The 12592-nt window shown below is 79.0% G+C and carries 7 protein-coding genes; all 7 read right to left on the reverse strand.

All coding sequences use genetic code 11. From position 1 onward, the window contains the following. Nucleotides 1-20: 20 nt before the first annotated feature. Nucleotides 21-1595, reverse strand: a complete 1575-nt coding sequence (locus tag P2H44_RS22895; protein ID WP_275767395.1) for a hypothetical protein — start codon at nucleotides 1593-1595, stop codon at nucleotides 21-23. Between the two features lie 151 nt (nucleotides 1596-1746). Further along, on the reverse strand, nucleotides 1747-6054 hold the full coding sequence (locus P2H44_RS22900; RefSeq protein WP_275767397.1) for a hypothetical protein: 4308 nt from the start codon (nucleotides 6052-6054) through the stop codon (nucleotides 1747-1749). 28 nt (nucleotides 6055-6082) lie between these two features. Further along, the gene (locus tag P2H44_RS22905; protein ID WP_275767398.1) at nucleotides 6083-8380 is read right to left on the reverse strand and encodes a hypothetical protein; all 2298 of its coding nucleotides are present in this window, start codon (nucleotides 8378-8380) and stop codon (nucleotides 6083-6085) included. 13 nt (nucleotides 8381-8393) lie between these two features. Further along, nucleotides 8394-9251, reverse strand: a complete 858-nt coding sequence (locus tag P2H44_RS22910; protein ID WP_275767400.1) for a hypothetical protein — start codon at nucleotides 9249-9251, stop codon at nucleotides 8394-8396. Nucleotides 9252-9275: 24 nt separating this feature from the next. After that, entirely contained in the window at nucleotides 9276-9551 is a 276-nt protein-coding gene (locus tag P2H44_RS22915; protein WP_275767402.1) for a hypothetical protein, read from the reverse strand. 5 nt (nucleotides 9552-9556) lie between these two features. Beyond that, nucleotides 9557-9895: a hypothetical protein gene (locus P2H44_RS22920; RefSeq protein ID WP_275767404.1), complete on the reverse strand. Its 339-nt coding sequence runs from the start codon at nucleotides 9893-9895 to the stop codon at nucleotides 9557-9559. 13 nt (nucleotides 9896-9908) lie between these two features. Further along, nucleotides 9909-12581, reverse strand: coding sequence for a phage tail protein (locus P2H44_RS22925; protein WP_275767406.1), 2673 nt, complete (start codon nucleotides 12579-12581; stop codon nucleotides 9909-9911). Nucleotides 12582-12592: the final 11 nt, after the last annotated feature.

Raw genomic sequence — 12592 nt, forward strand, 5'->3', positions numbered from 1 at the left:
CCGGATGCGGGGCGCGGGGGTCACAGCGGCTCGTCCCGGAAATGGTAGCGCACGCTGCGCCCCAGCCAGGGAACCCAGCCCGGATCGGCGTCGAGCCCCCGCCGCCTCAGCGCCAGGTCCGCCGCCGCCGCGGGAAACCGCGCCTCGATCCGCCCGTCGCTCCACAGCAGCCAGCCGCCCCGCGCCGCGAGGTCGTGCAGCCCCCGCCCCGCCCGCCGGCGCAGCCAGCCGTCGAGCCCCTGCCGCCAGGCGCGGGCCGCCGCGGGATCCGCCGCCTCCACCGGCGGCCAGGGCGTCAGCGCGTCGAGCAGCGGATCGCCCCGGGGCTCCGCCGCGCCGCCCTGCCGCGGCGCGACAGGCCGCCTGCTCGCGGTCCCCGCCCCGCCCGCCACCGCCGAGGCGCCGCGGGCGTGCACCTGCGCGAGATGCAGCACGAAGGCCGGCCCGAAGCCGCGCCGGGCGAGGTCCGGCCGCTCCGCCAGCCACTCCGCGAAGCCGGCCTTGCGCAGGGGCGTCAGCGCCAGCAGCAGGCCGGCGGAGGGGCTGAACGCCTCCGCCTCGATCTCCTCCGCCGGCGTGGGGAGCGCCGCCGGCTCGGCCGGTCGCGACGCCGCCCGCCCCGCCTCCGCCTCCCGGGTCGTCGCCCCAGGCGCCGCGGCCTCCGCCCCGGGGCTCGCCCCGGGCGCCGAGCGCAGCGAGGCTTGCGCGACGACGCCGGATCCTTCGCCCTGCGCTCGCGCCCGCCCCTCGCCCCGCCCGGGAGGCGTCGCGACCCCCTCCGCCAGCGCCTCCAGCCGCCGCGGCGCCGCGGCGAGGCCGGGGGCGAGCGCCAGAAGCGCCGCCCGGCGCAGCCAGCGCGGGGGGGCGCCGTCCGCCTCCGCCGCCGTGCGCAGGGCCTGTCGAAGGCCCCGCTCCACCGCCTCGGGCGCCGCGCGCAGCAGGCGGGCGGTTTCGGCTTCGGCCTCCTTCAAGGCGTCTTCGACCGGAACGTGGGAGGCGTCGCCTGCGGTCCCCGCCGGGCCGCGCATCGCAAGCGGCGCGCCCGGCGCAGGCCCGGCGGCGGCGAGCAGCAGGCGGGTCAGCGCCACGGCCACGCCCGCCTCGGGCGCCGCGCGCAGCAGGCGGGCGAGCTCCAGCTCCGCCTCGTCCGAGACCGCGGCCTCGGCCAGCAGGGCCGCGGCGGCGCCGGGGGCCGGATCGCGGGCGAGCCGCGCGGCGCCCGGCACGGCGAGGCGCCAGAACCAGGCCGAGAGCGGCGCGCCGGCGGCCCGGCGCAGCAGCAGCAGGCGGCGCGCCTCGGCGGCGTCGCGGAACCACACCGCGCCCGCGGCCCCCGCATGGGGCGCGCCGCCATGCACCGCCCCCAGCGCCGCACGCCGCAGCGACTCCTCCGCGCGTCGGGCGAGCGCCGCGCGCGCCGGATCGCCCCCGGCCCCGCGCGCCGCGGCCAGGCCCAGGTCGAGACGGCGCAGCAGCAGCAGGCGCCCCCCCGGCTCGGGCGCCGTGCGCAGGGCGTCGGCGGCGAGCGCGGCCAGCCGCCCGGCCGCGCCCTGCGCCCCGCGCACCCGGCAGGTGGCGACCCGCGCATCGGCCATCAGCCGCGCCTCCCCGGAGGCGCGGGTCGGAACTTCGCGCGCAGGCCCCGCGCCGAGTCCCGCGCGCCGCCGAAGACCGGGCGCGCCGCCTCCCGTCCGGCCGGAGGCGGCCGCCCGCCTGCGCCCTGCGCGGCGCCGTCCCGGCGGCGGCTCACCTCGCCCCCTCCGCCATCAGCTCCACCCGTCCGCCGGCGGCGAGGGAGGCGGGCGCGCCGCGCGCCACGCGCACCACCTGCGCGCGGGCCGCGCCGTCGCTCAGGTCCATCACCGTCGCGCGCACGATCTCGATCCCGCCCGCGTCGCGCATCACCGCGGTCATGCCCGCGCGCACCCGGCTCACGTCCACCGACAGCAGCAGCGTCGCCCCCGGCCGCGCCGGGGCGGCGGAGACCAGCCGCGCGGGCACCAGCGCCCCCGCCGGCGCCAGCGACGCGGTCAGGGCGCAGATCCGCACCAGGTCGTCCATCGCCGCCCGCGCCGCCGCCTCGCCCGGGACCAGCCGGGCGTAGAGCCAGTCGACCACGTCCTGCAGCGCCCGGCGCAGCTCCAGCGGCAGGCGGCCCCAGTCCGGCAGGGTCGAGAGATCGGCCATCGGCGCGGGATCGTCGAAGGCGCTCAGCGCCTGCGCCCAGGCGAGGCGCACGGCCGGCGCGGCCTGCGCGAAGCCCGCGTGCAGGCAGGCGGCGGCGTCGCCCACGCGCTCGACCTCCTCGGCCACGCGCCGGGCCAGCGCCGCGCGGCGCAGCGCCGACTGTGCGAGGTCCGCGAGCGCCGCCCGCGCCAGCAGCGTGGCGCGCGCGGCCGCCAGATCGAGCTTCGCCGCCGCCGCCCGGTCGATCCCGGCCGCGGACGCCCGCCGCGCCTCCGCCGCCGAGCGCCGCGCGGCGAGCGAGCGCTTCACCGCCCACCCCCCCGGCGTCTCCTGCGCCGCCAGCCCCCCGGCCCGCGCCGCGGCCATCGGCAGGGCGGCGCGCGCCTGCACCAGCGCCAGCGCCTCGCGCGCGGCCTGCAGGCGGTCGAGCCGGGCGATCTCGGCCGCGCCCACCTTCCACCAGCCCGCCGGCGTCTCGGCCAGCAGGGCCACGTAGTCGCGGATCTCCTCGGGCGCCTCGCCGTCGTCGGGGGGGCAGACCAGGTCCCGCACCCGGGTCGCGGCCGGCGAGACGGCGGCCACGGGAACCTCCCGCACCAGCGGCGCGCGACGGGGGCGGCGGAAGACGAAGCCCTCGACGTGCCGGTCGATCACCGCGGCGCGGCGGGCGTTCACCGCCGCGACGCGAGCGGTTTCCTCGGCCAGCAGGGCGGCGGCGACGGCGGCGTCGTGGCGCGCCTCGGCGACCTCGACGTCGATCTCGCGCAGGCGCGCGTCGGCCCGCCCCACCATCGCGCGCACCGTCTTGCGCACCGCGCCCGCGTCGCCCAGGACCCGCCGGTAGATCGCGACCCGCCCCTCGATCAGCCGCAGCAGCGAGACGGTGGAGTCGATCGAGGCCGCGCCGGCCGCGAAATACGAGGCCTCGTGCCGCCCCGCCACCGCGTCCCGGTCGCGGAAGGCGGTCGGGCTTTCGAGCACCTCGGCCAGGCTCGGCGTCCCCTCGCCGTCGGCGGCGACCCAGCCCGGCGCCTCGAGGTCGCCCAGCGCCACGCCCTCGCGCGCGGCGCCGCCGCCGATCAGGGCGCCGACGACGCCCAGCGCCTCGATCTTCCCGGCCGAGGCGTATTCCTGCGCCTCCACCGCCGGGGCCGTCTCCAGCCGCTCGGCGACCGTGGCGGTGCGCTCCACCGTGCCCGGCATCGGCCGCTGGTCGAGCACGTCGTCGGTCCCGAAGTCGTAGGCGGCGAAGTTGGCCTCCAGCCCCGCGAGGCTGACCGTGCTCTCGCGCACGAACAGCTCCCGGTCCGCGAAGGAAAAGTCCCCGGCGAAGGTGAAGTCGCTCCGCGAGCCGAAGCCCGTCAGCCCCCCCGCCGACAGCGCCGAGAGGCTGGTCCCCGAGGCCAGCGCCATGCGCCCCGCGGTTGGGGTTCCCCCCGTCGCGCCCGCCGTCGCCCCGGCCGTGACGCCGATCACCGGATCGTCGGCCACCGGCAGCCGGCTGAGCGGATCGTCGGGGTCGCGCTCCGGGCTCGCCACGTAGGCGGCCTTGAGGAAGGCCGACAGGTTCTCCGAGGTGGCCCGCGCCCCCTCCTCCCGCGTGGCGAGGTCAGCCAGCGCCGGCGAGGTCACCAGCTTCGCCGCCGCGTCGCCCCCCAGCATGAAGCGCCGCAGGCGGTAGATGTCCGCCCTCGCCCGCACGAAGCCCAGGTCGACGCGGTCGTTGGTGCGGTCGATGCGCGACTTCATCAGGTCGAGGAAGGCGTCGAGCCCCTGCTCGCGCAGCACCGCGAACTCGTCGGCGAGGTAGCCCTGCGGCCAGCGGCCGATCAGCGCCTCGATCTCCTGCACGGTGCCCGCCTCGACGCCGAAGCCCTCCTCCCCGCTCACGGGGGGCAGGTCGGTCCACTCCCACGCCTCGTTCCCGTCCACCCATTCCTCGACCGCGCCGAAGGGCGTGGCGTCGCGCAGCCAGTAGGCGATCCGGCCGGAGGGGGAGATCGTACCCACGGGCCCCCACTCCACCGCCGTGCCCGCGGACTGGCGGAAGGCGAGGCCCCCGACCACCACGTGGTCGAGGTCGAAGTTCCGCGCCGCGCCCAGGACCGAGAACGGCGCCTCGATGCGCGTCCACACGCCCTGCGGCGGCAGCGCGCCGGCCCGGAAGCCGGGGGTCTGGGCGGTGAAGAACAGCCCCTCGGGATCGCCCCAGCCCCAGCCCAGCGCCCCCTCGTGATTGTAGGCGCGCAGCGCCACGCCCAGCGCCGCCTGGTCGCCCGCCGCCCCGACGCGGACCCAGGCGAACAGGCGGTCGCCGGCGGACAGACGCTCTGTGCGGGGCGCGTCGCGGTAGAGGTGCCCCTGCTCCTCGGGCCCCGCGGCCACCCGGCGGATGCGGACGCCGGCGAGCGGCCCGGCCGCGGTCGCCATCTCCTCGGGCGGCGAGGCGGCCTCGTCCCAGCCCGGGGTCTTGCCGGCGATGGCGGCCGCCAGCCGCTCCCGCCGGGCGCGCACGTATTCGCGCCGGGCGAGCCAGTGGGCGCGGTCCCGCTCGATCCGCCGGATCGCGGCGGCGAAGGCGGGATCCACCGCCTCGATCTCGAAGAGCCGCGGCTCGTAGACCGCGGCGGGGACGGGGGCGAGCAGCTCCACCGTCTCGGCCCGGTCGAGGCGCAGGGGGGCGAGCGGCGCGCTCTCGTCCACCGCGAGGCCCACCTCCTCCAGCGGCGCGGGGCGCAGCGAGATCCGGGCGGTCGCGGGGAACAGGCTGCGCCGCCGGGTGGCCACGTCGATCGCGTCGCGCGGCAGGCCGCCCACGGGGGGGAGGGTGCGGAAGGCGGCGGCGAAGGCTTCGGCCGTCAGCTCCGGCAGGTCGGCGAGGTGTTCGGCGAACTGGGCGACCTGCGCCTGCCACAGGGTCGCGCTCCCCTGCCCTTCGGCGACCTGGGTGCGCGGGATCGGCGCGCCGCCCATGCGGCGCACCGCGGCGCGGTCGACGAATTCCAGCGTCCAGTCGGGGGCGAAGCCGACCAGGGCGAGCGGCAGGCCCAGCCCCTCCCACGGGTGGGCGCCGCGCGGGCCCAGGCGCCGCTCCATCGCGAAGACGCGGTGGGCGAGCGCGTTGCGCTTCAGCGCCCCCGCGGGCACGGGGCCGTAGTCCGCCCCGCCGTCGCCCGCCAGCATCTCCGCCGGCCAGAAGGCCAGCGCCAGCCGGGCGCCGTCGATCAGCTGCAGGTCGTCGTAGGGATCGTCGCGCGGATCCGGGGGGCAGTCGCGCGCGGCGTCGGCGAGGATCGCGACCGTCGTCGGCTCCAGCACCAGCACCGCGGCGCGGGGCAGCGCCTCGGCCGCGGGCGCCGCCAGCGCCTCGGCCAGCGCCGGGCCCATGCGCCGCGGCAGCAGGGGGCGCAGGCCGGGGAAGGCGGGGTCGGGCGCGCCCGGCGCGGGCGGCGCCGGCGCGGGATCGCCCGCGGCGATGGCGTCCAGCAGGTCCGCCCGCGCCCAGATCGGCAGCGAGCCCAGCGCGATCCGCCGGTCGGCGGGCAGGCGCAGATCCTCGCCCGAGCGCGCGAGCCCCGAGCCCGCCGCCAGCCGCAGCCAGGCCTCGGGAGGCGCGGCCCCCAGCGCCGAGACCTCGGGCGCGGCCTCCAGCCCCTCGATCACCCCCGCGGCGACCGAGCGGCCCCGCAGGCGCTGCACGCCGGCGTTGACCGCCTGCTCGGCGCTCAGCGCCCGGTGGCCCAGCGCCCGGCCGGGGAAGGCGTTGATCCGCCGCCGCCAGGTGTCGGCCACGGGCGCCAGCGGCGGGTCGGCGGCCAGCACATGCTCGTCGCGCAGCGGCTCGTCCAGGGTTCGGGTCACGCGCATCGCTCGCCCTCCTCGGCGGATCGGGTCGTCACAGGGCCTCGTCGATGATCTTGCCCAGGCTGTCGGCGTTGCGGGTCTGCGCGGCCTTGGCGACGCCCGCCGCCGCCTGCGCCAGCGCCTCCCCCTCCAGCCGCAGCCCCAGCCGGTCGAGGTCGAGCGCGCGGCCCGCCTCCCCGATCCAGGCGGCGTCGGCCTCGGCGAGCGGCGCGTCCATCGCCCCCTCCAGCCGCGCGAGCCCCAGCCCGAGGTCCGCGAGATCGAAGTCCGCCGCCACGTCCAGCACGTCCGCCTCGGTCAGGACCGAGGGGCCGTCGTCCCCCTCCGCCGCCGCCAGGATGCGCGAGACGGCGATGCGCTCGACCCCGGTGCGCGCGGTCAGCGTGGCGCGGCGCAGCTCCATCGGGTCGGAGCCGGCGGGAACCAGCGCGCGCGGATCGCTCGACGACAGCTCCCGGCGACGCAGGAAGTCAGTCGCGTCCCCCGGCATCACGCCCGTCGAGCCGGCCCGGAGCGCCGCCAGCGCGTCGATCCGGCTCGCGAGGCTGGCGCCGCCGCTCGCCGCGCGCAGGCTGGTGGGGATGTCGACGATGGGCGGCGTCTCCACCGTGCCGCCGCCGCCGTCCCCGCCCCCGCTCTCCGGCGCCGCGGCCTCGAGCAGGATCACCGCCTCGGCGGTCAGCGGCGCGCTCGCGATCATCGCGGGGGCCGAGAGGAACGCCGCGATCCGGGCGCGGGCGGCGGAGGTCGAGACCTCGGCCACCGCCTCCAGCCGCTCCAGCAGCCCCAGCGCCTCGGCCCGCTCGCGGACCGCGGCGTCGGCGCGGGCGTCGTCGCCGGCGACGGGCACGGCGACGCCGGTCAGCGCCGCTTCCCGCGGGACCGCGCGGCGGCGGACGTACCACAGCGTCGGCGCGGCGCCCCCGGCCGTCGGCAGGGCGCCCAGCGCCTCCTCCCAGGCGGCGATCCAGGCGTCGAGCTCGGCGCGTTCCGCCGCCGTCAGCCCATCGGGCGCGGGGCCCTCCGGCGCCCGCCGCCGCGCGCGCTTGCCCAGCAGGGCCGAGAGCCCGTCGGCCGGATTGCGCGTCCCGGCGAGCTCCGCCCCCGGCGCGGCCTTCACCGACAGCCCCGCCAGCGCCGCCTCGAACCGCGCGAGGCGCGCGCGGGAGACGGGGGCGATCACCGTCACCCCCACCCCGTCCAGCGCCCCCTCGGTCGCGAGGTCGAGGGGCGGCAGGGCGAGGCTCTCCTCGGCGATGGCGGCCAGCTCGTCCTCCGGCGCGAAGGCGAGCGTCACGTCGACCTCGGCGGGGAACCACAGCTGCCGGAACCCGTCCGCCATCGCCACCACGCCCGAGGCCGGCATCGGCCCCGCCGGCGGCAGCGCCGCGAAGGACTGGGAGGCGGCGAAGGCCCCGCCGCGCCCCGCCTCCGCCCGCGCGGTCATCACGTCCGCCAGGTGGTCGCGATGCTGGACGAGGAACGCTTCGGCCAGCGCGCGGGGCCGGGCGCCGAGGCTGACCTGGAGGGGGGTGTCGGCGCCCGTCTCCCGGCGCACCATCGCCATGTCGATCCAGCGCAGCGAGCCGCGATCCAGCGCCACCATGGCGAGCGGCAGGATGTCCTGCGGCATCCCCGCCGGCTCGCCCAGGAAGATCTCCCGCGCCGCCATCCGGCGGGCGTCGGCGAGGCCCGCGCTCTCCCCCAGCCGCCAGGGAACCAGCGTGATCGCGGTCGCCTCGATCACGTCGCCGTCCTCGACCCGGCGCCGCCCGCCGATCGAGGTCGGGTAGGCCGCGATCTCGTTCGCCGTCCACTCCACCGGCCGCAGGCCGAGGATGAACAGGCCCGAGCGGCGGCCCAGCGGCTGGCGCGGCTCCAGGTTCAGGCCGAGGACGGCGTTCAGCCGGCGCGTCTCGCCCAGGTCCAGCAGCGCGATCTCGCGCCGCGTCTCGATCATCACCAGCTCGCCTGCGGGGGTGATCCCGTGGCCCGGCTCGATCGCCAGCCCCGCCCCGCGCGCGTCCGAGGCGGCCGAGACCTCCAGCCCCTCCGTCACCCCGGTCCCCGAGGCGCGGGCGAGGTCGGCCTGGCGCTGGCGGACGTAGTCCTGGTCGCGGGTCAGGTCGGCCCCGGTCAGGAACCGCCCGTCGAACCAGCGCGGGCGCGCGCGCAGCCCGTCGAGCACCAGCGCCCCCTCGCCCAGCGCATCCTCGATCCGCCCGCGCTCCACCAGGTCGGGGTCGTCGGGGCGGGCCAGCCGCGCGATCTCGCGCGCCTCGGCGGCCTCGATCAGGGTGCGGGCTCCGGCCTTCGTCAGGTCCGCCATGGCGCGTCCTCCTTCACGGCTCGATCAGGGCCGACGTGTCGAGCGCCGCCCCCTGCCACCGCCCCGGCAGGGCGATGAAGGGGCGGAGCGAATTGTCCACCTGCGTGCGCAGGGTCAGGTCGAGCTGCGGGCGCGCGCCCGGCTCGGGCCCCACCGTCACCGGGATCGCGACCCGCGCGAGCAGCGCGGCGGTCGGATCCTCGCCCCCCACGTGCTCGCGCAGGGGCGGGGGGACGCCGGGCGGCGACCAGGCGGCGAGCACGGCCTCCAGCCGCTCCTCCGCCGTGGCGTCGGGCGCGGGCCAGAAGTTCCGCGGCGCGGGGATCGGGTCCGGCCCGCCCTCCGCCCGCGGCACGAGGGTCAGGCGCGGGGTCTCGGCCAGCCGCGCGGGCGTGGTCGCGTCGCGCCCCTCGAAGGGCCCCGAGGCGAAGCTGGGGGTCAGCCCGGCGGCGCAGCTGCGCGCCGAGATGAACACGTCCACCACCACGCACGGGTCCAGCGGCGCCCGCGGGGGGGCGTGCAGGATCGAGCGCAGAACCGCCGTCTCCTGCCCCTCGAACCAGCGCGCGAGGCGGATGCACCAGGGCGCCGCCAGCTCCATCAGCCGCCCCGCGCGGTCGAGCGCGAGGCCCGGCTCCACCCGCAATTCCAGCTCTCCGTCGCCCGCCTCCGGCGCGCGGACCCGCAGGCCCGCCAGCGTGCCGTAGCCGTGCAGGGCGCGCAGCGCGGCGGCGAGGCGGCCGCGGTGATAGGTCTGCTCGTCGCGGAAATCGGCCGCGTCCAGCAGCACGCCGGTCTCGTAGTTCACCCGCTCGGCGGCGGGGGCGCCCTCCAGCGGGTCGGAGGGGACCAGGGGATCGTCCAGGCTCATCGCATCCTCCGCGTCAGGGCCGCGTCACAGGCGGCGCAGCAGGCCGGCGTCGGTCAGCCGCAGGTCGGTTCGGGTCAGGTCGGTCGAGACGTCGTCCACCAGCAGCGCGCGCAGCCGCGCGTCGATCAGGGGCGCGGGGTCGTCGGCCACCTGCACCACCAGCTCGACCGGCCTGCTCGCGTTCCCGGCGCCGTCGACCACCACCAGCCGGAACCGCCAGCGGCCGATCGCCAGCTTGTTCTCGACCAGCAGGTCGGGCGCCTTCTGCGCCAGGGTCTTGCCGGGGACGAGCTCGACCATCGGGCTCAGGCCTCGACCAGGGTGAAGCGGTACTCGGCCACGCCCGAGCCGCCCTCCGGCTGGTCGGTCGACCGGGCGCCCGAGAGGATGAAGTTCGATCCGAACCCCACCACCGGCTCGATCCGCACCCCCTCGACGTCGCGGATGTCGAGCACCGCGGTCGGGGCCGCGTCGTCCTGCACGATCACCTCGAGGAAGGCGGGGGCGGAGGCGTTGCCCGCCTCGTCCACCACCACCAGCCGGAAGCGGTGGCGCCCGATGGGCAGGGCCGAGGCGCCGGTGGATTCCACCAGCACGTCCGTCTCCTTCTGCACGATCGGCTCGTTGGGCTTGAACACGGGCATGGGGGGGTCTCCTTCAGTCCCAGAGGAAGATGCTGCGGGCGACGTCGCGCCCGCCGAAGGCGGTGGAGCGGGCGGACGAGAGCAGGAACTCCCGCCCCGCGCCCACGAAGGCGGGGCCGTCGAGCACGGCGACGGGCGGCCGCGGCGCCGGCCCCTCGGCCCGGGCGTCGAGCCGCCCGAAGCCCCAGACCTGGTCCCCATCCGCGAGATGCGTGCGCCGGTCGAGCCGCGCGGGCCTCGGCCCCTGCGGCGCGGCGAGATAGGTGTCGATCCCCACCAGCGAGGCGACGGCGACCCGCAGCGGGCGGTCGGCGCGCATCACCTCGATCTCGACATGGGCGGGGGCGGCGGCGCGGGCGACCTCCTCCAGCCGCTCGAGGTCGCGGGTCGAGGCGCTCTCGCGCACCAGCACCAGCGCGCGATGGGCGAGCCGGTCGAGGAACGCCTCCACCTGCCGCCGCCCGCGCGGGGTGGTGGCGGTCAGCGCGTTCAGCAGGCGGCGGGCGCGCCGCTCCCCGAGGATCAGCGTGTCCCCGACGATGGAGTTGCCCGAGGGCTCGCCCCCCAGCGTCAGGGGATTGTCGCGGTCGCTCAGGTCGGCGCCGAGGATCGTCGCGAAGGTGCGGCGCAGGCGGAAGCCCTCGACCATCACGATCTCGCCCCCCGTCACCGCGCCCCCGAACAGGAACGCGGCCTCCCCCCCGTTACGCGGATCGGCGAGGCCGAGGGTCAGCACCCGGTACGCCGCCTCCCCGTCGCGGGCGAGCGCCAGGGACCCGGGGGCGGGCGCCTCGTCCAGCCGGTCGACGGGCGCGCCGGTCACCGTGACGCCGCCGGTCGCGAGCTCCAGCGCCGCCAGCACGCCGCCGGCGGTCCCGTGCAGGCGGGCGGTCCAGGGGGCGGCCTTCAGACGCTCCCGCAGGCGGGCGGGCGCCTCGCCCGGGATCTCGGGGATGCCCACCCAGCTCGCGAGCCAGGGCAGCGCGTCGTCGGGGGTCGCGCCCGGATCGGTCAGCAGCCAGGCGGCGGCGATCCGGTCCTCGATCTCGGTGAAGCGGGATTCGAAGAGGGCGAGCAGACGCTCCATGAAATCGGGGGGCGTGGCGGGGCCGGGGGCGGCGGCCTCGGCGCCCGACAGCGTCTCGTGGAACATCGCGGGGAGGTAGCGGTCGCGGTAGCTGAACCGCCCGCCATGGACGCGCAGGGAGGCGAGGCGCGGGGACGCGCGGCCGTCGCCCAGAAGCTCGACGTGCAGGTGCAGGAACCGCCCCGCCAGCCGCCGCACCACCCGCCCCGCGTGCTGGAGCAGCAGCGTATGGGGCGCCCCGTCCTCCAGCGCGCCAGGGTGGTAGTCCGGCTCGGAGGCGCGCGCGGTCGGGGCGGCCCGCGGCGCGTCGGCGGGAACCTCCCCGGCGCCGGCCCGCCCCACCAGATGCGGCGCCCAGACCGGCGCGCCCGCCGCGCCCGGCAGGGGCGGCGGCGTGGGGTCGTCGGAGGCGAGCGCCCACAGGATCGCGCCGGTCCCGTCGGGAACCTCCGCCTCGAAGGCCGCGCGGTGCCACACGAAGCCCGCCTCGCCCCCGTCCAGCGCGCCGGGCCGGATGCTTCCGCGCCGCGCGAAGCTCGCGAAGGAGAGCGGGCGCAGGGCGCGCAGCGCCTCCGGCCCGTCCCCGCCCGGCGGCCCCGCCAGGTAGCGCGGCGTCGCGTCGAGCGCGTTGCAGAAGGCGGTGCGGAACGGCCGCAGCACCCGGTGCACCGCCCCCAGCGGCCGGGCGAGACCCGGCGAGGCCGCGGCGGCGTCGATCTCGTAGACCAGGGCCTGCGGCGCGACCGCCTCCCCCTCGGAGACCATCGCCGCCACCGCCCCCTCCCCGATCCAGGCGATCGAGAACGGGCGGCGCACCCCCTCCAGCGCGAAGCGCAGGACCAGGCGGCCCTCGACCAGCTCCCACAGCTCCGCGGGCCGGCCCCCGTCGCGCCAGGCGATCAGCGCCAGCCGCCCGCCGGCGGAGCCCGCGATCAGCGCGGCCTCCCGGCCCGGCGGCAGCACCGCTTCGGGCAGCGGGACCAGGCGGGGCGGATCGGGATTGGGCTCGACCGGCTGGAAGACCTCGTCCGAGGGCTCGGGCCGCGCGCCAGAGGTGCGCAGCGGCCGCCCCAGCAGCCGCGCCACCTGCCCCCGGCCGCGGTCCAGCGCCCAGACCCCGCCGCCCGCGGCCGGCGCCAGCTTGCGTGCGGCGAAGTCGGGGTGGGCCACGCGGGCGGGCGCCCAGCGCTCGCGCCGGTCGACCAGGGTCACCGCGCCGTTGCGCGCGACATAAAGGACGTCGTCGGTGCCGAAGGCGAGGTCCTGGGGCTGCTCGGCGCCCGGCGGGATCTCGGGCGGCAGGGGGATGGGGGCGGCGCCGGGGCGGAAGCCGCCGGCATGCAACGCCGAGCCGTCCCACCAGGCCCAGGAGCCGGCGGGATCGCAGACCGGCGCCGGCCGCGCGGCCTGGCTGCGCGCCCAGGGCCCGTTCTCGTCCAGCGCCGGCGCCGCCTGCCGGCGCGCCAGCCGCAGGCCCGCGCAGGCGGAGGCGCCCGGCGCGTCCCAGGCCACGTCGCGCGGCGCGTCCTCGCCCTCGCGCACAAAGCCCAGGGCGCGGCGGTCCATCAGGGGCCAGGCGCGCAGGCCGTTCACGTCCATGGGGCGGGCCC

It is taken from the genome of Albimonas marina, from assembly GCF_029223255.1.
In the GTDB taxonomy this organism is placed as follows: Bacteria; Pseudomonadota; Alphaproteobacteria; order Rhodobacterales; family Rhodobacteraceae; genus Albimonas.

Excerpts from the sequence above, each read along its gene's own strand:
- P2H44_RS22915 (WP_275767402.1), bottom strand. The coding sequence starts at position 9,551 with ATGGTCGAGCTCGTCCCCGGCAAGACCCTGGCGCAGAAGGCGCCCGAC.
- P2H44_RS22910 (WP_275767400.1), bottom strand. The coding sequence starts at position 9,251 with ATGAGCCTGGACGATCCCCTGGTCCCCTCCGACCCGCTGGAGGGCGCC.
- P2H44_RS22900 (WP_275767397.1), bottom strand. The coding sequence starts at position 6,054 with ATGCGCGTGACCCGAACCCTGGACGAGCCGCTGCGCGACGAGCATGTG.
- P2H44_RS22925 (WP_275767406.1), bottom strand. The coding sequence starts at position 12,581 with ATGGACGTGAACGGCCTGCGCGCCTGGCCCCTGATGGACCGCCGCGCC.
- P2H44_RS22895 (WP_275767395.1), bottom strand. The coding sequence starts at position 1,595 with ATGGCCGATGCGCGGGTCGCCACCTGCCGGGTGCGCGGGGCGCAGGGC.
- P2H44_RS22905 (WP_275767398.1), bottom strand. The coding sequence starts at position 8,380 with ATGGCGGACCTGACGAAGGCCGGAGCCCGCACCCTGATCGAGGCCGCC.
- P2H44_RS22920 (WP_275767404.1), bottom strand. The coding sequence starts at position 9,895 with ATGCCCGTGTTCAAGCCCAACGAGCCGATCGTGCAGAAGGAGACGGAC.